Annotated in this window: 20 protein-coding genes; 8 read left to right on the forward strand and 12 right to left on the reverse strand. The window is 65.5% G+C overall.

Going from position 1 to position 20,971, the window contains the following annotated elements:
- The first annotated feature begins 1 nt into the window (after position 1).
- From I0K15_RS04080 to I0K15_RS04105, 6 genes are read left to right on the forward strand one after another with little or no spacing between them, the layout of a single operon-like run.
- The gene (locus I0K15_RS04080; protein ID WP_196104149.1) at positions 2 to 1,588 is read left to right on the forward strand and encodes an ABC transporter substrate-binding protein; all 1,587 of its coding nucleotides are present in this window, start codon (positions 2 to 4) and stop codon (positions 1,586 to 1,588) included.
- Positions 1,589 to 1,629: 41 nt separating this feature from the next.
- On the forward strand, positions 1,630 to 2,439 hold the full coding sequence (locus tag I0K15_RS04085) for an ATP-binding cassette domain-containing protein (RefSeq protein ID WP_196104150.1): 810 nt from the start codon (positions 1,630 to 1,632) through the stop codon (positions 2,437 to 2,439).
- On the forward strand, positions 2,436 to 3,365 hold the full coding sequence (locus I0K15_RS04090; RefSeq protein ID WP_196104151.1) for an ABC transporter ATP-binding protein: 930 nt from the start codon (positions 2,436 to 2,438) through the stop codon (positions 3,363 to 3,365). The genes I0K15_RS04085 and I0K15_RS04090 overlap by 4 nt, the downstream gene beginning before the upstream one ends.
- A 10-nt stretch (positions 3,366 to 3,375) precedes the next feature.
- On the forward strand, positions 3,376 to 4,743 hold the full coding sequence (locus I0K15_RS04095) for an alkaline phosphatase family protein (RefSeq protein WP_196104152.1): 1,368 nt from the start codon (positions 3,376 to 3,378) through the stop codon (positions 4,741 to 4,743).
- A complete protein-coding gene (locus tag I0K15_RS04100; RefSeq protein WP_196104153.1) occupies positions 4,740 to 5,672 on the forward strand; it encodes an ABC transporter permease in 933 nt (310 codons plus the stop codon). The genes I0K15_RS04095 and I0K15_RS04100 overlap by 4 nt, the downstream gene beginning before the upstream one ends.
- Positions 5,669 to 6,493: an ABC transporter permease gene (locus I0K15_RS04105; protein WP_196104154.1), complete on the forward strand. Its 825-nt coding sequence runs from the start codon at positions 5,669 to 5,671 to the stop codon at positions 6,491 to 6,493. The genes I0K15_RS04100 and I0K15_RS04105 overlap by 4 nt, the downstream gene beginning before the upstream one ends.
- Positions 6,494 to 6,705: 212 nt before the next feature.
- On the opposite strand, the gene I0K15_RS04110 is transcribed toward I0K15_RS04105, so the two are convergent.
- Complete coding sequence (locus tag I0K15_RS04110) at positions 6,706 to 7,737, reverse strand: MBL fold metallo-hydrolase (RefSeq protein ID WP_196104155.1); 1,032 nt, start codon at positions 7,735 to 7,737, stop codon at positions 6,706 to 6,708.
- A 119-nt stretch (positions 7,738 to 7,856) separates the two neighbouring features.
- On the opposite strand from I0K15_RS04110, the gene I0K15_RS04115 reads away from it, so the two are divergent.
- Positions 7,857 to 8,441: a TetR/AcrR family transcriptional regulator gene (locus I0K15_RS04115; protein ID WP_196104156.1), complete on the forward strand. Its 585-nt coding sequence runs from the start codon at positions 7,857 to 7,859 to the stop codon at positions 8,439 to 8,441.
- 1,405 nt (positions 8,442 to 9,846) lie between these two features.
- Here I0K15_RS04115 and I0K15_RS04125 read toward each other — a convergent pair.
- The 9 genes from I0K15_RS04125 to I0K15_RS04165 are packed head-to-tail and all read right to left on the reverse strand — an operon-like array spanning position 9,847 to position 16,647.
- Positions 9,847 to 10,245, reverse strand: a complete 399-nt coding sequence (locus I0K15_RS04125; RefSeq protein WP_196104157.1) for a CBS domain-containing protein — start codon at positions 10,243 to 10,245, stop codon at positions 9,847 to 9,849.
- Complete coding sequence (locus tag I0K15_RS04130) at positions 10,245 to 10,424, reverse strand: hypothetical protein (protein WP_196104158.1); 180 nt, start codon at positions 10,422 to 10,424, stop codon at positions 10,245 to 10,247. Before I0K15_RS04130 ends, I0K15_RS04125 begins: the two co-directional genes overlap by 1 nt.
- Before the next feature lie 7 nt (positions 10,425 to 10,431).
- Entirely contained in the window at positions 10,432 to 11,400 is a 969-nt protein-coding gene (locus tag I0K15_RS04135) for an FAD:protein FMN transferase (RefSeq protein ID WP_196104159.1), read from the reverse strand.
- Between the two features lie 3 nt (positions 11,401 to 11,403).
- Complete coding sequence (gene nqrF / locus I0K15_RS04140) at positions 11,404 to 12,624, reverse strand: NADH:ubiquinone reductase (Na(+)-transporting) subunit F (protein ID WP_196104160.1); 1,221 nt, start codon at positions 12,622 to 12,624, stop codon at positions 11,404 to 11,406.
- A complete protein-coding gene (gene nqrE, locus I0K15_RS04145; protein WP_196104161.1) occupies positions 12,621 to 13,220 on the reverse strand; it encodes an NADH:ubiquinone reductase (Na(+)-transporting) subunit E in 600 nt (199 codons plus the stop codon). Before nqrE ends, nqrF begins: the two co-directional genes overlap by 4 nt.
- Positions 13,217 to 13,870 (reverse strand): NADH:ubiquinone reductase (Na(+)-transporting) subunit D, encoded by a 654-nt coding sequence (locus tag I0K15_RS04150; RefSeq protein ID WP_196104162.1) that lies wholly within the window; start codon positions 13,868 to 13,870, stop codon positions 13,217 to 13,219. Before I0K15_RS04150 ends, nqrE begins: the two co-directional genes overlap by 4 nt.
- A gap of 2 nt (positions 13,871 to 13,872) precedes the next feature.
- A complete protein-coding gene (gene nqrC / locus I0K15_RS04155; RefSeq protein ID WP_230374285.1) occupies positions 13,873 to 14,658 on the reverse strand; it encodes an NADH:ubiquinone reductase (Na(+)-transporting) subunit C in 786 nt (261 codons plus the stop codon).
- Positions 14,651 to 15,436 carry an RnfABCDGE type electron transport complex subunit D gene (locus I0K15_RS04160; protein WP_196104164.1) on the reverse strand — a complete coding sequence of 262 codons (786 nt, stop codon included), beginning with the start codon at positions 15,434 to 15,436 and terminating at the stop codon, positions 14,651 to 14,653. Before I0K15_RS04160 ends, nqrC begins: the two co-directional genes overlap by 8 nt.
- Positions 15,433 to 16,647 (reverse strand): hypothetical protein, encoded by a 1,215-nt coding sequence (locus tag I0K15_RS04165; protein ID WP_196104165.1) that lies wholly within the window; start codon positions 16,645 to 16,647, stop codon positions 15,433 to 15,435. Before I0K15_RS04165 ends, I0K15_RS04160 begins: the two co-directional genes overlap by 4 nt.
- Before the next feature lie 243 nt (positions 16,648 to 16,890).
- Between I0K15_RS04165 and I0K15_RS04170 the strand changes: the two genes are divergently transcribed.
- A complete protein-coding gene (locus tag I0K15_RS04170; protein ID WP_230374286.1) occupies positions 16,891 to 17,943 on the forward strand; it encodes a polyheme membrane-associated cytochrome C in 1,053 nt (350 codons plus the stop codon).
- 72 nt (positions 17,944 to 18,015) lie between these two features.
- Here the strand turns inward: I0K15_RS04170 and I0K15_RS04175 are convergent, their stop codons facing one another.
- On the reverse strand, positions 18,016 to 19,032 hold the full coding sequence (locus tag I0K15_RS04175; RefSeq protein WP_196104166.1) for a universal stress protein: 1,017 nt from the start codon (positions 19,030 to 19,032) through the stop codon (positions 18,016 to 18,018).
- The gene (locus tag I0K15_RS04180) at positions 19,029 to 20,744 is read right to left on the reverse strand and encodes a cation:proton antiporter (protein WP_196104167.1); all 1,716 of its coding nucleotides are present in this window, start codon (positions 20,742 to 20,744) and stop codon (positions 19,029 to 19,031) included. The genes I0K15_RS04175 and I0K15_RS04180 overlap by 4 nt, the downstream gene beginning before the upstream one ends.
- Positions 20,745 to 20,971 lie beyond the last annotated feature (227 nt).

Below are 20,971 nucleotides of genomic sequence, written 5' to 3' on the forward strand. Positions count from 1 at the left end.
AATGCTCAGACATCTCCTTCTCTCCGGAACCGGCGCCGCCGTGCTGTTGACCGCCCTTCCCGCGATTGCCCAGGACGCGACGGACATCGACATCGCGGTCAACCGCCTGGCTCGCAGCCTCGACCCGGCTGACCGAACCGGTAACGTGGACGTCCGCGTCTACTACTCGATCTACGACACGCTGATCCGCCGAAACTTCCGCGACGTGCCTGAGGTTGGCGTCACGCTCGAACCCGGCCTCGCCGAAAGCTGGACGCGCCCGGAACCGAATGTCCTGGAGGTCACGTTGCGCCAGGGGGTCACCTGCCACGACGGCACGCCGTTCAATGCGGAAGACGTCCTCTTCACCTTCTCGCCCGAGCGGCTCTGGGGTGAGGACAGCTTCTATTCCGCAGGCCGGATCTACTTTGGCCATCTCGAAAGCGTCGAGGCCGTGGATGACTACACCGTCCGCTTCACCACCACCGTCGCCGATCCGATTTTCGAAGCACGGCTGAGCTCCTATACGGCCTTCCTGGTCTGCGATGAGGCCTGGACCGCGCTGGCCGACGACCGCCCCTTCGCCGAGTGGATGGAGGCGGCAACCGAGCAGATGAATTGGGCACCTGTCGGCACAGGTCCCTACGCCGCCGCCGGGTACCGCAACAACGATTTCATCCGACTGGAGCGCCACGATGCCTACTGGGGCGATGCCCCCGCCGCGGCGTCCATCACGTTCCGCGAGGTACCCGAGGTTGCCGCGCGCGTCGCCGGTGTCGTCAGCGGCGAGTACGACATGGCGGTCGATATCCCGACAGATCAGATGGGCGTCGTGGAGCAGTATGACGACATCAAGTCGGCTTCGGTCGTGCTCGACAACTCCCACGTGCTTGTTTTCAGCCAGGCCGACCCGGTACTCGCGTCCAGGGAGCTGCGGCAGGCGCTCAGCTACGCAATCGATCGCGATCTGCTGCGGCAGGCTCTGTGGAACGACGAGAACTACACCCCGAACGGCCATCAGCTGGCCTCCTTCGGGGATATGTATGAGGCGGATCGCGAAGGTTTCACCTTCGACCTCGAGCGGGCGCAGGAGCTTGTCGCGGCCTCGGGCTACGACGGCAGCCCGATCTCGTTCCGTCTGATCCCAGACTACTACCTGAACGGTCAGGAAGCGGCCCAGATTCTGCAGGAGATGTGGCGCGCTGCCGGCATTACCGTCGAATTGGAGTTCGTCGAGAACTTCACCGCCGTCCGCGATGAGGGCGCGCAGATCTACGCGTGGTCCAATACCTATCGCCTGCCCGACCCGACCGGCGCGATCATGGCCAACTGGGGTCCGGATGCCGCGATCCAGACCCGCTACGGCTTCTTCACGCCGCCCGAGGAATTCAACACGCTGGCGGGCGAGATGTTCACGACCTCCGACGTGGCCGAGCGCAAGGCGAAGTTCCAGCGGATGCTCGATATCTTCGAGGATGAGGCCCCGATGACGATCCTCTACAACCCGGTCGTCACCTTCATCATGCGCGACGACATCGAGTGGACGCCCTACAGCCTATTCTTCATGGATTTCCGGGCCGACAACTTCCAGATCGGCAGCGACAGCTGACCTCTTGAGGACCGGGGGCCGCCCGCCCCCGGTCATCCGCCATGCTGCTTTCGGTCGATCACCTCACTGTCGGTTTCGGGCAAGGTCCCATCGTGCAGGACGCGTCCTTTGCCCTGGCTCCGGGCGGCACGATGGGCCTCGTCGGCGCGTCGGGCAGCGGCAAGTCGGTGACCTGTCACGCCATCGCCCGGCTGCTGCCCGATGCCGCTGACGTCACCGGCCGGATCACCTTCGACGGATGCGATCTGCTGTCCCTGACGGCGCGGCAGATGCGTCCCCTTCGCGGCGGACGCATCGCGATGATCTTCCAGAACCCCACGCGTGCCCTGAACCCTGTGCACAAGATCGGACGGCAGATGACGGAGGTCCTTTGGCTCCACCGTCGCCTGACCGGTCGCGCGGCGCGGAACGAGGCGGTGGCGCAGCTTGAAACGGTGGGCATCCCTGACGCGGCCCGTCGCCTCGCCGCGTATCCGCACGAGCTGTCAGGCGGCATGTGCCAGCGCGTCATGATCGCGATGGCGCTGGCGGCCCAGCCCGACCTGCTGATCGCCGATGAGCCGACCACCGCGCTCGACGTAACGACGCAGGCCCAGATCCTGCATCTGCTCAGGCAGCTTCAGGCCGAGCACGGCACGGCGCTGCTGCTCGTGACGCATGACATGGGCGTCATCGCGGAAATGGTGGAGACGGTCGTGGTTCTCGATCAGGGACAGGTGATCGAGGCGGGCGCGACCCGGGATATCTTCACCGCACCGAGCCGGGAGGTGACCCGAAAGATCGTCTCGGAAGCGCGAAGCTTTCCGCTACCCACGCTCGCCCCGCCGCCTCTTTTAAAGGCCGGCCCATGACGCTGGTCACCGCCACCGATCTGACGCGACACTTCCCGCTTCCCCGCGCGCATCTGTTTGACCGGACCCGGACCCTTCACGCCCTGGACGGTGTGTCGCTGACATTAAGTGAGGGCGAGGCCCTTGGGATCGTTGGAGAATCCGGCTGCGGCAAGTCGACCCTTGGTCGGCTCGTGCAGGGGCTGGACCGGCCGACCTCCGGCTCGGTGGTCCGCCCCGAGGGGCCACGGATACGGGTCATCCAGACGATTTACCAGAACCCGCTCGACAGCCTGGACCCGCGGATGCGTGTCGGCCGCCAGATCATCGAGCCGCTGGTCATCCACGGGATCGGCAGCGCAGCGGATCACGAAGCCCGCTTGGCAAACCTGATGGCGCAGGTGGAGCTGCCGGCGGAGCTTGCCGACCGCTTGCCAGGCCAGCTCTCCGGCGGGCAGGCGCAGCGGGTTGTGATCGCGCGCGCCCTGAGCCTCGCGCCACGCGTGCTGATCTGTGATGAGCCGGTCGCGGCACTTGATGCCCCCGTCGCCCGCGCTGTCACCGCCCTGCTGGACCGCCTCAGGACGGATCGACAAATGGGCCTGATCTTCATCTCGCACGACATCGGAACCGTTGCCGAGCTCTGCCAGCGTGTCGCGGTCATGTACCTTGGCGAGATCGTCGAGGAAGGTCCGGTGGGTCAGGTCCTCACCGCCCCGCGCCACCCTTACACGCAAGGTCTGCTGTCGGCGATCCCGCGGCCCGATCCGGGCGGCCGCCCTTCCCCGCCGATGCTGGGGGGCGAACCGGCAAGCCCGATCGATCCCACCCCCGGCTGCCGCCTTGCCCCGCGCTGTCCCTACGCGCAGGAGGTCTGCCGTACCGTGACCCCAAAGCTGCGCGGCCGATCTCATCGCGCCGCCTGCCACTTTACCGCCCATGACTGAAAGGCCTTCCATGATCATCCTCGTCGTCTTCGACGGTCTGCGCCGGGACATGGCGACCGACGCCAACACGCCGACCCTCGCCCGCCTGTTGCGCGAAGGGGCCGATTTCCCGGATGCCCGCTCCGTCTTCCCGACGATGACGCGGGTCAATTCGGCGGCCATGGCGTCGGGCTGCGTGCCGGCGCGGACAGGGATCGTGGCGAACCAGTTCTTCGACCCCGCCGTCTTCCCCGACCGGCTGGTCCACACCGGCATGATCCCTGACGTCGAGGCCGCGATGCGGGCCTACGCCGATCGGTTCGTCGAGCCCGACAGCCTGGGCGATATCCTTGCCCGCCACGGCAAGCGCCTGGCGGTGCTCACCACCGCGTCGGGCGGCACGACGCGGATGCTCAATCCGCGCGTCGCAACCAATGGTGGCCTCAGCCTCTGCCTTCGCGATTGGGAGAGCTCCCGCCCGCGACCCGAGGCCTGCGCCATCCATGATCGCTTCGGCCCCCCGCCCGGGATCGACCTGCCCGCGACGGCGCTGACCGAACGGCTGGGCGACATCTTCGTTGACTATGTCCTGCCAGAGATCGCCCCCGACGTGGCGATCCTGTGGTTCGGCGATCCCGACTACACGTTCCACTATGCGGGCCTCGGCTCTCCCCGCTCGATCACCGCCATGCAGGCCGTCGATGCCCAACTCGCGCGGATTGTCGAGGCAGCGCCCGACAGCCGGATCGTCGTCGCCTCCGACCACGGTCACGTAAACACAGCCGAGCACCTGGCCGCGGAAGATCACTTGCGCGCTGCCGGCTTCGACCTCGCCCCAACCGCCGTCGGCCCCTCCGGCGCGGCGCTTCAGGTCGGGGGCGCGAGCGGCGACATCGCCGATCTTGCCGCATTTCTGCAGGAGCAGGACTGGTGCGGCGCGATCTTCACCAAGGACGCGCTCGCCGGAACCTTCGACCGCGCCCTGATCCTGAACGACCATCCTCGCACGCCCGATCTCCTTTACACCCTCGCCAGCACCGACGCCCCCGGCCCCCACGGGATCCCCGGCACGACGCGCTTCGTCGGATCCGAGCTGAAGGAGAAGGGCAGCACCCATGGCGGCCTGCACCGGTTCGAGACGAACACGGTGCTGGGCCTCCATGGTCCGGGCATCCGCCAGACCACCAGCGACCTGCCGTGCGGCGTCATTGATGTCGCCCCGACGATCCTCCATCTCCTCGGCCTCGACGCACCGGAAATGTCGGGCCGGGTGCTGACCGAAGCCTTCGGTCAAAGCCCGGCAGATCCGGAAGACGAGACCTTTGCCTCGAGAGCCGGAACCCTCCATCGCCGCCGCATCGGGCGTCACATCTACCTGCGGGAGTTCCGTCCGGCATGATCCGCCTTGCCGCCATCAAGCTCCTCCGCGCGGTGCTTACCGTCTGGATCGTCGTGACGCTGGCCTTCGTCGTTCTCTCCGTCACGGGCAATCCGGCCGAAACCCTCGCCGGTCCCGAAGCGCCCGCCGCGGTGATCGAAGCCTACGAAGAGCGGTTCGGCCTCAATCGCCCCTTGGGAGAACGTTACCTCAGTTATCTCAGCAGCCTCGCCCAAGGCGATTTCGGCATTTCCTATGCGGACCGCCGCCCCGCCGCCGACATCATTACGGAAGCGCTCCCCGCCACCCTGCAGCTGGCGCTCGTGGCCCTCGCCTTCGCGATCGTCACCGGGATCACCTTCGGGTTCATCGCCGCGCTCTACCGCAACTCGGCCATCGACCGCGGCATCATGACCCTCGCCGTCCTCGGCTATGCGACACCGAATTTCTTCCTCGGCATCGTGCTCATCATCCTCTTCGCCATGGTATGGCGGGTCCTGCCATCGAGTGGGCATGGCACGTGGGCGCACCTCGTCCTGCCCGCGTTGACGCTCGGCACACATAACGCCGCGACCATCGCCCGCTTTACCCGATCCGCGGTGCTCGAGGTGTTGAACCAGCCCTACATGATCGCGGCACGGGCACGTGGCGTGCCTGCCCTGCGGCTCATGCGGGCGCATGTCTGGCCCAATGCCGCGATCCCGGTGGTCACCATCCTCGGCTTCCGCTTCGGAGACGTCATCGTCGGGACAATCGTCGTCGAAACCGTCTTCGCCTGGCCCGGCCTCGGCCGCGTGCTGGTCAGCGCCGTATCCGATCGGGACCTCGCGGTCGTGCTGGCCTTCCTGATCCTGAGCGCCTGCGTGATGATCACCGTGAACCTGATTGTCGACCTGACCTATGGTCTGCTCGACCCGCGGGTCCGAGCGCTGCAGACGAGGCGCACGTGACCCGCCCGCCCCTCACCATCCGGATCGCCATCGCGGCCATCGGCCTGCTGATCCTTTGCGCGATCTTCGCCGACCTGCTGGCGCCCCACGACTACCGGGCACAGAACCTGCTCAACCGCTTCGCCCCGCCGGTCTTTCTGGGGGGAGACTGGGCGCACCCGCTGGGCACAGACCAACTGGGTCGGGACCTGCTCTCAAGGCTTCTGAAGGCCGCTCAGATCAGCCTCGGCCTTGCCATCCTGGGCACGATCATCGGCGCCGTCGTCGGCACCGCCCTCGGCCTCCTTGCCGCCAGTCTGCGCGGAGCGGTCGGAGAAGCCGTCCTGATGCTGGTCGATGTGCAGGCCGCGCTGCCGTTCATGATGATCGCCCTCGCCGTTCTGGCCTTCCTCGGCAACAGCCTGATCCTTTTCGTCGCCGTCCTCGGCCTCTACGGCTGGGAGGTCTTCGCGCGCCTTGCCAGAGCATCCGCTCTCGCCGCGCGCGAGCAAGGCTATGCCAGGGCCATCTCCGCCTTTGGCGCCTCCGAATGGCATCTGTACACTCGCCACATCCTGCCCAACATCGCTGCGATCCTGATCGTCCAGATTACCCTGAACTTCCCCCAGACGATCCTTGTGGAGACGTCCCTCAGCTTCCTGGGCCTCGGCATCCGCCCCCCGCTCACAAGCCTGGGCCAGATACTGGGCGAAGGCCGCGCCTACCTGCTGACGGCGTGGTGGATCGCGGTGCTGCCCGGGCTTGTGACGGTGTTGGCGACGCTCTCGATCAGTCTGATCGGAGACTGGCTGAGAGATGAAATGGACCCCTCCAATCGCTGAGCTCTAGCTGCAGCAAGCGATCAACTTCCCTCGAAGAACTACTCTGCAGATCGGGGGCCATTCCGGTCTTTGAGTTTTCCTTTTCCGCAGCCAGAGAATGCCAGCCTTCAATCGACATGACTTTTTCACTCTTCGCAGAAGATCTAGCTTTACCAAGGCCGCATCGGAGGTCGGCATGGAGCCCGCATTTGCCCCGCTGACGCTCGATATCCTCACCCCTCCCTGAACTCGGCCGGGCTACCGGCGCCCGGTCCTTCGATCCGCCAGCCGCGCAGGGTCCAGTCGATGTTGAGTTCGATCAGCCGGTTCCGGCTCGGCACGCCGGCCGAGGTGCGCCAGTCCGGGAAGGCGTCGACGATCCGGTCCTTGATGCGTTGCGTACCCGCAGCGGTGACAGCACCTCCGCCGCGCTCCAGTTCATCCTCCACGAGAGACCTGAAGGTCTCCAGATAGGCGATCTCGTCGCGGACCAGTTCGTCGAAGTCGCCGACCGGCCCGTGGCCCGGTGCGATGGTCTCCGCTTCCGGAAAGCGCGTACGCAGGCCCTTGAGCTGGGTGATCCAGTTGTCGATCTCACCCTGGTAGAAGACCGGCGTGGTCCGGTTGTTCACGAAGTCGGCCGTGAACAGCACGCGCTCTTCGGGCAGGTAGAGGAGCGTCGTCTCCAGCGCCTCGTTGCCGCGCAGCACCGTCGGCTCGATCAGGAGACCGCCGCTTTCGAACGGCACGCCGTCTGCAAGGCCGGGCTCAGGCACGGGGATATTTGCCGGAATGTCGGCCCCGAAATCCTCGATCCGGTTGGCATAGAAGCCGTGCTCGTCGTTCGCGATGACGCGATGCACCGTCCGGGTCGCGAAGGCGGGTGCGCCACCGGATGCCGCGCGGTATGTCTCCAGCCCGCCGTAATGGTCGCTGTGCATGTGGGTGATGAGGATGGCGGATATGTCTTCGGTGGGGCGTCCGGTGAGCGCCGGGAAGCCGTCCAGGGCCTCCCGCGCCTCCGGGATGCGCCACAGGGTGTCGATCGCGACCGTCCCCTGAGGGCCTTTCACGAAATAGGCGTTGATCGAATGGTTGCGCACGGAGTCGACCGTGTAGCCCGTCACCCGTTCGGAGATGTCGATCACGCCCGCGGTGGCCTGTGTCGGCCCGGCGAGCCCAGCGGTTTGCGCAGCGGCCGACCGGACGAACGGTGCAGCAAGGGTAGCGGCGGCCGTAGCGGCGACGAATTGGCGGCGGTTCATGTCTTCGGTCCTTTCATGCAGCGTGAAGCGCTTGCCTGGGCGCCGGGATCGACGTATTGGATTGCTTGTTCCAGTTACTATCTGGAATGCCCTATCCAGTATTCAAGGGAGCGAAGCACGTGCCGCGAAAAAAGGTGTTCGACGAGGGCGAGGTGCTCGACGCGGCGATGCGCGTCTTCTGGACGGAGGGCTGGCACGGCGCGACGGTCCCGGCGCTGCGTGCGGCGACGGGCCTGAGCAGCTCCAGCCTCTACAACGCGTTCGGCGACAAGGCCGGTCTCTACCATGAAGCCATGGACCGCTATGGCGCGGTCTTCGGCGCGCGGCTGCGCGAGAGCCTTGAGGATCCCGACATCCGGATCGCTCTGACCGGTTTCTTCGACCGGTTCCTGGATCAACTCGAGGATCCGCAGATCCCGCCGGGCTGCATGACCGCGCAGGCCTGTTTCGATCTGGGCGGAAACGACGCGCCTCAGGTCGACGACGCGCGCGCGGCGCTGGAACGGCCGCGAGCAGCACTCGAAGCCCGGATCGCGAAGGCGGTCGAAGACGGTGCCCTTCGCAAGGGCACGGATGCCGCGGCGCTCGCCGATCTCTACGTCGTGCTCCTGCGCGGCGCTGCCGCCACCCATCGCGCAACGGGCGACACCCGCTGGGCCCGAAACGCGTTTCGCCAGGTCATGGATCAGCTTCCGATCCCGTAGCTGATCCTTCGGAGGCAGCTCACTCGTTGAAGAATGTGATCGTCAGGATCGTCCGCGGCGCGAAGGGCGTTCCGCCAGACGGTCACGAGCTTACGGCGAACGGCAGCATCGACAGATCGTAGCGATGGACCGCCATTGCATTATGAACGGCAGGAACAGGACAAAAGCACCGCTCGTCCTTTGATCAGCAAGGATGTTGATCAAAGGAAGACAGCTTCGAGACCAGAGCGCCTTTCAAGCCATCCTGTAGAAGCGCTCAGGAGAAGTCTTCTTGGCGCAGGAGAGACGATGAGCAGAGAAATGAACAGCTCACCAAAAAAGTAACCGCGATCAAAAAACAGAATAATTTGACCACGTAATGCAATATTATTGCAATTAAACCATCACCTACAGTAATCGATTTTATTTAATTAGATCTTTCATTTGAAAAAACTAGGCCCACTTATTTCGGCTCCATGATTAATTTTACCTGGCGTAATTACTTGCCCAATCCCCAATGCAGTACCTACATTATCAAAAAAATCACGATGAGAATTTACGTACTATCTAATAGTAGCCTCAACTGCCACTGCCGATATTCCGATATTCCGATATTCCGATATTCCGATATTCCGATATTCCGATATTCCGATATTCCGATATTCCGATATTCCGATATTCCGATATTCCGATATTCGCAAACAAATGAATAATTCAACATTAAATTGACTCAGCCGATCACTTCGACCCTGGATAATTATGGAGTCTACCGATTGCGTAGTTTATTTGAACCCGAAGCTAAATTTATTGCCTCTTTATAGTAATTATAATATAATTTATCGATTTGACTTAGCTTTATTTTGATCTAATTGGATTATCTTAGCTCAAATTGGCTATGGGGGAGAGCGCAACCGCCGTCAGCAACACAACCTCTTCAGCGTAGCAGCATGAGGATTAGACCGAGTGGAGACGCCTCATGTCTGAAGAATTCTATGTTTGATTCCAGTATTTTGGTGGGTTTCAGCGCTCGATCTTGTAGTGCAGCTTTCCAAGAGACTGAGGAAGCCACCTTCTGCCAGGCCGGTGCATCGCCTCTGTCCGCCTGAACGATCGCCTGGTCGTCATCCATCCCTTCACGAACGATAACGGGCGGACGATGCGATTGGTGGCCGATCTGCTCGTCACGCGTCTCGGCGGCGGGCCACTCACGTGGGGACGCCAAAACCTTACGGACGTAAGCACGACGCGGGCGAGAGATGGTCCGCCATCTTCCCCTCCGCCCGAAGCGGTGTGTTCAGGAGCGTCACCCTTTCCATGGCCAAGTGCCTGCCGGAACCATGGCGGCCTCATCCCGCCCACGACTCTTTGATGCGAACCTTTCCGCCAGCTCGTTCACAACACAGGAGCGACGGACCGCGCGCCCGCCTCAGGGCCAGCTATCGCGAAGCGCGCGCAGGGCATCCGCCCGGCTGATCTGTCCCACGAGGCGACCGTTCTCGATCACCGGAAACCGCCGGTAGCGGCTGCGGAGGAAGGCGCTCGCGGCAGCGAGCATGTCCATCCCGGCGGGCAGCGTCTCGACATCGCGCGACATGTACTTCGAGACGATGCCGCCCCAGTCGCGGTAGTAGCTCGCCTCGATCGCCGCGTTCAGGCAGTCCTTCTGCGTCAGGATGCCGACCATCGCGCCGGTCTCGTCGACGACGGGCGCGCCGGAGATGTCGTTGTCCAGCAGCACGCCCATCGCGTGGTTGATCTCCAACTCGGGGGTGAGCGTGACGAGTTCGGTGGTCATGTATTCGGAGACGAGGGGGATACCGGCCATCATGCCTCCTCGTTCGCAGCGGCGGTTCGTCGGCCTTTGCAGATACCGCAATCGACGCCCTTCACGCAGGCGAGGCCGCCGCACGAGCCCTTGATCGGCGCGCGCCCGGCGATGATGCCGATCGCCATGCCCCCCATGGCGAGGAGGATCACGATCACGGTGAGCAGGACGGTTTCCATCGGCACCTCAAACGATCACGTAGTTTGCGAAGGCGCCTGTCATGACCTCCCGCGGCGCATCGTCCGTGGCGAGCAGGAACAGCGCGGCGATGCCGGCCTCCTCTGCCATCTCGATGCCCGCCTCTGCTCCGGCCGCACAGAACGCGGTTGCAAGCGCATCCGCCTCCGTCCCCGTTTCCGCGAGAACGGATACGGAGAGGAGAGCTGGGCCCGCCATCTCCCGCCGCATCGGGTCGATGATGTGGCTTGCGCTCAGACGGCCGGTTCGCAGGCCGTTATGGGACGGACCCGATGTCGCGAGTGCAAGCTCGCCGGGAGCGATGATCCGGTGAACGGAAGGCGCTCCGGCGGTCGGATCGAGAAGCGCAACCTGCCATGGCCCGCCATCTGCCCGGCCACCCAGCGCACGCACTTCCCCCCCGATCTCGACCAGGGCATTTCGGTGCCCGAAATCCCGCAATGCGGCAACGACGCGGTCGAGCGCGTGTCCCTTCGCGATCCCGCAAAGATCCAGCGTCAGACCCGGCCGCGCCTTTCGGATCGCATCGCCTCGGACATTGAGGTCGCGATAGGAGCCGAGTTCCCCGGTGATCGGCCCAAAACCGTAGCGCCCGACGAGCGGCCCCACGGTGGGATCGAAGGCGCCCCGAGTTTGCGCCGCAATGCGCAGGGCCCCGGCCGCTACGTGCGCGGTCGGGCCGGAGACTATTTGCCAGTCTACAGTACGAGTGACGTTGAAACGCGAGAGATCGGAATCGACGCGATATGGAGACATCGCACGGTCTACGTCGGACAGGACGTCCTCGACGGTTTGCAGGAATCCGGCCCCGTCCGCCACATCGGCGAGCATGATGCGCCATGTACTGCCGAACGCGCGCCCTTCGAGCACCTGCGCGGCCTGCACATCCGTTCCCATCAGCGCCAGCGCGCCCGTGGCCACGGCACCGAGGAGGGTCTGACGTCTGCTGAGCTCCATGTCCTACACTCCGAAATCGTCGAGGAAGATGCTGTCGCGCTCTACGCCCAGATCATCGAGCATGGCGAGGACGGCGCGGATCATCAGGGGCGGCCCGCAGAGGTAGTACTCGCACGCCTCGGGCGCGGGGTGATCGCGGAGATAGGTTTCGAAGGCGACGACATGGATGAACCCTGTCGGCGCCTCGCGGGTGTCGGATGGTCCGGGATCGGAGAACGCGACCGTCCAGGAGAAGCGATCATGCTCCGCCGCGAGTGCATCCATCTCGTCGGCGTAGAACAGTTCCGCCTGGCCCCGCGCGCCGTACCACAGGCTCATCTTCCGGTTGGATGCAGGATCGGCGAGCTGCTCGTGGATCAGCGCCCGTAGGGGTGCCATGCCGACACCGCCGCCTATGAAGACCATCTCCCGCTCAGTGTCGCGCGCGCGGAAGCTGCCGAACGGTCCCGCGACCCGGACCTCGTCGCCCGGGCGAAGCGCGAACAGCCAGGAGGAGACGAAACCGGGCGGTGCATCCAGGCTCGATGGTGGCGGCAGCGCGAGCCGGATGTTCAGCACGAACCACTTGGCTTCGGTATCCTCAGCACGGTTCGAGATCGAATAGGCGCGGGTAACCTCCTCATCGCTGCTCACCCGCAGACCACGCAGCGGCTCCCAGACCTCGGCGAAAGCCTCGGGTATATCGAGATCGGCGTAGTTCAAGCTGTAGGGCGGCGCGGTCACCTCGATGAAGGAACCGGCAAAGACATCCGGCTCCATTTCCATCGGCACCTGAAGCACGATCTCCCGGATCAGGGGGGTCAATGCCCGGGTGGAGAGGACCGTGGTCACGTAGCTCTCGGCACCTATCAGGTCTTCCGGAACCTGAACGGCCATGTCGTTTCGCAGAACCACTTGGCAGGCGAGGTGAAACCCGTCCCTGATCTCCGCCTTGGTGAACTTCGCGGCCTCGACCGGCAGGGTGGCGGGCGCGCCCTCGGTCACCTGCACCCGGCAGAGGCCGCAGGTCCCCGCCCCTGCGCAGGCTGACGGGACGAGCACGCCGTTATCCTTCAGCGCGGAGAGAAGCTTCTCGCCGGTCACCGTGTCGATTGCCATCGCTCCATTGACGGTGAGCGTCGCCGGCTCCGCGGGCATCAGCAGCGCGCGGGCAAGCATCACGACCGCGCTCAGGGTCAGGACCAGCGCCACGACGACGAAGCTGCCGAACAGGATCTCGGTCACGGCGCCACTCCCGCAAAGGCCGCGAAGCCAAGCGACATGAGCCCGGTGACGAGGAATGCGCTGCCAAGGCCCTGCAACCCCTCGGGGATGTCGCTGTATTTCAGCCGTTCGCGGATGGCGGCGAAGCAGATGATGGCGAGCGCCCAGCCGAGTCCTCCGCCGAAGCCATAGACGACGGATTGCGCGAAGCTGTACTGCCGCTCCGCCATGAAGAGGCTGCCGCCGAGGACGGCGCAGTTCACGGTGATGAGCGGCAGGAAGATGCCGAGCGCGCGGTAGAGCGCAGGGGCAAACCGGTCGAGCGTCATCTCCAGGATCTGCACCATCGCCGCAATGACGCCGATGAAGGCGATGAGATTGAGGAAGGTCAGGTCGATCTCGGGCAGGCCGAGCCAGGCCCAGGCACCTTCGACGAGGAAACCATTCAGGATCAGGTTGTTGACCGGCACCGTGATGGTCTGCACGACGATCAGCGCGAGGCCGAGGCCCAGCGCGGTCTCGAACCGCTGCGAGACGGCGAGGAACGTGCAGATGCCGAGGAAGAAGGAGAGCGCGAGGTTCTGCTCGAACACGGATGTCAGCAACAAGTCCGTCATCGCGCGGCCCGCCCGGTCTTGAGGGCGAAGGCCGGGCGTTCGATCTGGGCAGACCAGCGGGTGCGGATCGCCCAGATCAGAAAGCCGATGATGAAGAAGGCGCTGGGAGCGAGCTGCATCAGGCCGAGCGGTTCGAACCAGCCACCTTCGGAGGCCGGAACGAGGATCGTATAGCCGAGCAGCGTGCCGCTCCCGAGCAGCTCCCGGATGGTGCCGACGAGGATCAGGATCGTGCTGTAGCCAAGCCCGTTGCCGAGCGCATCGAGGATCGAGGGCACGGGCGGGTTCCACATGGCGAAGGCCTCGGCCCGGCCCATGACGAGGCAGTTGGTCACGATCAGGCCAACGAAGATCGACAGCTCCCGGCTGATCTGAAACGCGAAGGCGCGCAGGAACTGGTCGATCACGATCACCAGCGAGGCGATGATGATGATCTGGATGATCAGCCGGATGACGCCCGGAATGTAGTTCCGGATCAGGCTGATGATGCCGGAGGACAGGCAGAGCACGACGGTCAGCGCGGCCGACATGGTCAGCGCCGTCGACAGCGACGTGGTGACGGCCAGCGCGGAACAGATGCCGAGAATCTGCAGCGTGATCGGGTTGTTGTCGATCACCGGGCCGGTCACGTGGCGCAGGAGCGATGCCATCGTCAGAGCCCCTCCTCGGCCAACCTGTCGAGGAACGGGCCGAAGCCATGATCTCCCATCCAGTAGCGCAGCATGTTGCCGACCCCGTTCGAGGTGCGGGTCGCGCCGGTGAGGCCGTCGATCTGATGAGGCCCGCTCGCCTGACCACGGACGACGGAGATCTCGATGGCGCCGCTCTCGTCCGCAATCTCCTTCCCCGGCCATTGGGCGAGCCACGCGGGGTCCTCGACCCGGGCGCCGAGGCCCGGAGTCTCGGCCTGTTCGGTGATCGTGAGCGCGGCGATGGTGTTGAGATCCGCTTCCAGCGCGAGCATCGCCCGGATCGTCGACTGGTAGCCCGTGCCGCTTACGGGCAGGACGACAAGCAGCAGCTCACCATCCCGGTCGAGGAAGTGGACGGGGGCGTGGCGGGCGCGGGTGCGCAGGTCGGCCACGTCGAGCTCGGACGGGATGGCGACGTTCCTGTCCGGATCGTTCGCAGCCGCCTGCTGGTGGAAGCTCGCCGGGTCCATCTCGGGCTCGAAGCGACCGGTTTCGAGATCGACGATGCGAGTGCTGAGGCTGTCGACGCCGGCCTCCTCCATGATCTCGCGCATACCCGGCAGCGCGTCGAGCATGGCGGCCATGCGCGCCTCGCGTTCGGCTTCCAGATGCGCCTCCTGGTAGGGCCGCAGGAGGACGGAGCTCACCGAGACGACGATCGCGCACGTGAGTGCCACTGCAATGGCAACGCCGAAGACGCGCAGGCGGTCGTCCTTGCCGGATTGGGGGGCGGGTGTGTCAGCCAAGGCAGCGCCTCCGTCGTTCGGCATCGGCGAGGATCACGAGGTGGTCGATGAGGGGAGCTGTGATACTGGCGAAGAGCGCGGCGGAGACGAGCGCCGCCATTGGCGGGGCTGCTGCTCCGGCGGAGAAGACGACGGCCAGCCCACCCGCCAGCGCGCCGTAGAGCCAGCGGCCGGGATTGGTGCTCGCGGCGGCGAAGGGATCGCAGACGAGGAAGACCAGACCGACGGAGACCGCAACGAGGGTCGCCGTGATGTCGACCGGCGAGCCCGTCAAAGCGAGCAACGCAACCAGCGCTGCAATGAAACCGACTGCGGCCCGCCACGAGAGAAGCCCGAACGCCAAGAGCAGGAGCGCACCAAGCAGCGTCGCGAGCGCAAGGTCCGCCGTGACCGGGCGCAGCACCGTCTGCGGAAAGGAGAAGAGTAGGAGCGACAGCGAGACGGTCGCGGCACTGAGGAAACCGAAGCCGCGCCCGCCGAAGATCAGTTCGGCGAGGATCACGCCGAGGGACAGCGCCACTGCAAGCTGCCAGAGAGGCAGGCCCACGGGGACTACGATCGCGACGATCAGCGCGGTGGTGAGGCCATGTGCCGTGGCCGGTCTCCTCCGCAGGAACCCGAAGAGGCCTTCCCAGAGCAACGCCACGATGACCGCCGCGAAAAGGAGAGCAATCTGCGGCGCGCCCTCCACCATCAGGACGACGCCTAGCGGCGGCAGGAGCGCGATGCTCTGAAGGATCGTGACGGCCGTGACGCCGCCTTGGTGGAGGCGGATCATGCGGCCTCGCGCGCGAGCTGGTCCAGAACCTCTCGCAAGAGGCGTGGATAATCGGCCCCGCTCGTGCAGAGCCCGTTGAGCGCCACGACGTCCTCTTCGACCAGTTCCAGGCAGCCGAGCCGTTCTGCCGTTTCGACGTCTCCGATGCTGAGCGCCCGCATCAGCGGAACGGCGTGGATGTCGAGAGCCAGCGCGCGGTCAAGGTTAGCGGTGGGGGTAATCGCCGGGTAACCCCTGGGACGCCACCGACCAACGGCCCGGTCGGGTGCAGCCACCGTGATCTGGTCATCGAAGCGGCTCAGATAGGCTGACTCGCTGCCAGATTGTCCTCCGCCGGACAGGAGTCGGCAGGCGCGACCATGAGACAGCACTCCTGCGGCGACCTCGTGAAGGTTGGCTCCGATACAGGTCTCGATCAGCGCTGACGCGCTGGCCAGGGGACCCGCCACCGAGACGATCCTCGTGCCGAGCGGAGTGCCCGTCCGGAAGAAATGACCGATGGCGATGACGTCCTGATAGCCCACGCTCCAGACAACGCGCTCCGCTCCGGCACGGTGCAGCCTGTTGATCTGCGTCCCGGACAGACCCGCCGCCGCCGTACCGGTGAAGACCCGCTCCTCGATCCGCTCGTCAGGCGCCGGGAGGACCGCATCCCCCGCTTCGCGGCAAAGGTAGACCAGGCGGCGGGTGAGCTGCGTCAGACGCTGCATGCCCTCGACAAACTGCTCCGAACGCCGCGCGATGACGGTTCGCGGATCGGGCGCCTCGCCCGACACCCTCACGGCGTTGACGACGATGGCAGCGGGCTGGTCCTGCGGGGCCGGAACGTATCCGAACGGGCGCGTGCGGAAGGCGGGCCACAAGCCGGAGCCCAACAGCGCGCGTCGCGCCGCATCATCGGTACTCGCCTCGACCTGCGCCGGGTGCTCCCGCGGGGGCTCCAGGCCGTCGCTCTCCACGACGAGGCTCGACAGGGTGCGGCGAGGGCCAAGCTCGATGGCAGCGACCCGTCCACCAAGCGGAGCGACGAAGGCGATTTCCTCATGCTTGCGATCGCGGAACAGGACGTGGCCAGCCGCGACCCTGTCGCCGACCTCAACCTCGAACCGGGGCCGAATACCCAGGTGGTCGCTGCCGAGGAGAGCGGCACGGGACGGGCGCAGTTTGCTGATCCCGGCCCCAGGCTGCAGGCGCGATTTCTCCGCAGCCAAGCCCGTTCTTATCCTGAAATGCGTCCTTGCCAAATCCGTTCAGCCCCCAAGGAAACGCCTGCGGCGCCCCAGTACGGAGCGACGCAGAACCGGCTGAGAGGCAGACTAGACGGCCTGCCGTCCCGGCGATTGATCTTTGTCAAGAACGGCTTGGGAGGTCTCGACGACCCTTGCTGCATCCCGGAACGCTCGGATGGAGTTGAGATGTTGCCCTTCAAACGAACATCCCTGTGGTTTTGCGCCGTGCTGCTTTTCGGAGGCGCTGCCTTCGCGCAGCAGGAACAGACCGGGCCCACGCTCGAGGAGATCACCGAGGCATGGCTCGCGTCACCTCATGCTGACGGCTCGACCGGAGCCTTCACCCACTGGAACGACGAGGGCGAGATCCCGGGCACCTGCGCCGTCTGCCACTCGACGACGGGCGTGACCGATTACCTGAGCGGAACCCGCGACCTCGTCGGGGCGCTCGATCATCCCGTACCCATCGGCGAGGTGGTCGAATGCTCCGCCTGTCACAGCGACGCGGCCGAGGCGTTGCAGACCGTGCCTTTCGTGTCCGGCGCCATGATCGACGGTCTTGGAGCCTCCGCGGTATGCTCCGTGTGTCACCAGGGCCGTGCCGCGACAACGACTGTCGCCGCTGCCGTTGAGGGTATGGCCGAGGATGACGTCTCCCCCGACCTGAGGTTCATCAATGTCCACTATGCACCCGCGGCCGCGACGCTGTTGGGCTCCGCCGTGCAGGGCGGCTACGAGTACGAGGGCCGCGACTACCGTGGTCCATTCACCCACGTGCCCGACTTCGCGCAGTGCACGGATTGCCATCGGCCGCACTCGCTAGAGGTGGTGAGCATCGACAACTGCACCGTCTGTCACCAGGGGGCCGAGACATTCTCGGAAATCCGTCTGTCGCCCCTCGACTTCGACGGCGATGGCAATGTCACGGAAGGGATCGCCGACCCGATCGCCACGCTTCATGCACGGCTGGGCGAAGCCATCGGCGTCTATGCGGCGGAGGTCGTGGGCACGCCGGTCGTCTATGCCGACAGCTTCCCCTATTTCTTCACGGATACCGATAGTGACGGCACCGCGTCGGAGGCCGAAGCGGCGTTTCCCAACCGCTATCAGAGCTGGACCCCGCGGCTGTTGCGGGCGGCCTACAACTACCAGTTCGTCGCAAAGGACACCGGCGCGCATGTCCACAATCCACACTACGCGCTGCAGCTGCTGCATGACAGCCTCAGCGATCTGTCCGAGCAGGTCGAGGTGGACATGTCCGATCTCGTCCGGCCGTAAGCACATCTGGATCCGGCAGCCCGGCGACAGGCGGGCCCTCTGTCCGTCGCATTCCGATAACCGGGACGAGCTTCAGCGAGACGGCGTCCCGGCAGACGACGGCAGCGGCGCAATGGGAGAGACGAAGCCCGGCGGCTTCACCGCGACGACCGAGCACGCGACGCTGTTGAGGATGTCTTCGGAGGTGTTGCCGATGATCACCCCCAGCACGCCCGTCCGCGCCACGGTACCGATGACCAGCGTCTCGGCCTCCACCTTTCCGAGCCATTCCGGGATGATGCGGCGCGCGCCACCCCGTTCGAGGCGGGGCAGCACACGGGGCGCAGTCAGACCGGAGGCCGCTGCGCGTGCCGCCGCCTCATCGACAAGATCGCCGAGCGCCCCGGCCCGCCGGTTCTGGGCCGTCGCCGCGTAGTCCTGCGCCGCGGCCTGCGCATGCGGATCGTCGGACCAGCGGCGGATCAGATCTTCGCCCGCCGCATCCCAGGCGTGCAACGCGTCGACGGTGGTGTCGGGGCCGGAGGCGATCCGCAGGGCCGCATCCAGGACACTGCGGTTGAGGCCGGACAAGGTGCCGGGCTCCTCCGCCCCCTGCGTGTCCACATCGACGGCGGCAACGATACGGCGTTGGGTGGTCGAGGCATCCGGCTGGAGCAGCCAGACCGGGCACGGGCACTTGCGCAGCAGGTGGTGATCAGTGCTCGAAAACAGGAACCGCTGGAGGCCGGCGAGCGGTTCGGCCGTCTTCAGCACGAAGTCGGCCTGCTCCGCGATGGCGAACTGAACGACCTCCACGAAGCGGCGGCCGGTGCGGATCTCGATCCGGGGATCGAGGTCGCGTGGCAGGAAGGACCGGATGTGCGCGCGACGCTCCTCCGCCAGCCGCTCCAGCGCGACATCGAGCGAGACCCCTGCGGCGCGCGCGGCGGCCTTGGCCTCGGCCGGGGGCTCGATCACGGACAGGAGAGTGAGGCGCGCGCCGTTGCGTTCGGCAAACCCGGCTGCGGCGGCGAGCAGACCCCGATCCGCTTCGCTCCCCCCGCAGATGGCGACCACATGGTTGAGGGGCCGGAGCCCGGTATCGGTCACGTCGCGAACTCCTTCTGCCCCTCGGGGTCGGCCACGTCCTCATGCCCAGACTGCGCATTGGACCGGATCATCGCCGCGGCCTGGGCGGCGGCGTCGGCATAGGGCAACAGGACGAGGTCCGCCCCGTCCTGACGCAAGCGCTCGGCCGCGTCGTCATGATGCGCCGCCATCGCAACGCGGCCACTGTAGCCAAGGTCCCTCACCGAGCGCAGCAGCGACCGGCGCGGATCGTCATGGGTGACGCCGGTATCGTGCTCCGGCACGGCGGAGACGATCCAGCCAGCATGCGAAAGAGGTAGATGTGCGAGGAATTCCGGATCGGTCGCATCGCCGAAGACGGTATCGAAGCCCATCCTGCGAGCATGGCGCACCGCGACCGGGCTGAAGTCGACGCCCAGCACGTGCCGCCCGGCCTCCCGCAGCTCCAGCGCGATGCCGAGGCCGTAGCGCCCGAGACCGACCACGATCACGTCGTGATGCCTGCTGGCAGGTGCGCCCTGCTCTTCCACCCGATCGACGCGGCGCTCGAACACGCCCAGCATCGGCTCCAACCGATCGTAGAGCTGGTGAGAGTAGGTGATCATGTAGGTGGACGCCGCGATGGTGATGAGCCCGACCAGCGTGACGAGGCCCAACGCCTCGTCCGCCACATGGCCGAGCGCCACCCCCATCGCCATGAAGATCAGGGAGAACTCACTGATCTGCGCCACCGTCAGCCCGGCGAGGAAGCCGATGCGCTTGCGATACCCCATCGCGCCCATGATCGTCAGTACGATCAGCGGGTTGCCGATCAACACGAAGAGCGCCAGCACGATGGCCGGGCCGACGCTCGCGCCAAGGATCGAGAGGTCGAGCGCCGCACCCAGCGCGATGAAGAAGAAGAGCAGAAGGAAGTCCCGTAGCGACGCAAGCCGCGCCGCGATCGCCTCCCGAAACGGGGTCGACGCGAGGGAGACACCGGCGAGCAGCCCGCCCAGTTCCTTGCCGAAACCGAGATAATGCCCGACCGCGGCGAGCAGCGCCGCCCAGCCGATGGCGAAGGACACCAGAAGCTCCGGCGCGCGCGACAGCTGCTCCACCAGCGGGTTCGCGACATAGCGGATGAAGAACGCCACGGCAATCAGCATCGCAATACCGTACGCGAAGACCAGCAGTACGTCCGCGACCCCGCCACCGCCCGCCGTCCCGGCCCCAAGCCCCGACAGCACGATCATGGCGAGCACCACGACGATGTCCTGCACGATCAGGAAACCCAGCGCGATCCGCCCGTGCAGCGAGTCGATCTCGCGCTTGTCCGACAGCAGCTTCACGATGATGATCGTGGATGAGAAGGTGAGCGCGATGGCGACATAGATGCTCGTCACCGGATCGAGGCCGAGCGCGAGCCCGATCAGGAAGCCGAACACGGTGGTGAAAAGCACCTGCCCCAGCCCCGTCATCAGCGCGACGGGACCCAGCGTGCGCACCAGCGCGAAATCGAGTTTCAGCCCGACCAGGAACAGCAAGAGTGCGATGCCGAGCTCCGCCAAGAGATCGATCTGTTCATCCGACTGCGCGATATCGAGAACCGACGGCCCGGCGAGGATACCCACCGCGATGAAACTTACGATCAGCGGCTGGCGCAGGAGAAGACCCACGAAGCCCGCAGCTGCGGCGAGGACCAGCAGCGCCGCGATCTCGTAGAAGATATAGGCTTCGATCGTCTCGGTCATCGGTCGCCCGCTCGGCCTTCTGACGGATCACGCGCGCCCGCGACAGCAGGACCGGCATCGCACCCGGATCGATCGTTCATGGGTCCAAAGCCTCGCGCCAGATCAACTCACGGCGTAGAGGTAGTCATTCGAAACCGACATTGAAGAAGGCTGCCCGGCGCCCTCGAACGTAACCCTTGAAAGGGTATGGCCAAGTGGCGCTGGTTCGCGGACGCCGCGCCCTCGCA

It is taken from the genome of Pontivivens ytuae (genome assembly GCF_015679265.1).
Taxonomy (GTDB): Bacteria; Pseudomonadota; Alphaproteobacteria; order Rhodobacterales; family Rhodobacteraceae; genus Pontivivens; species Pontivivens ytuae.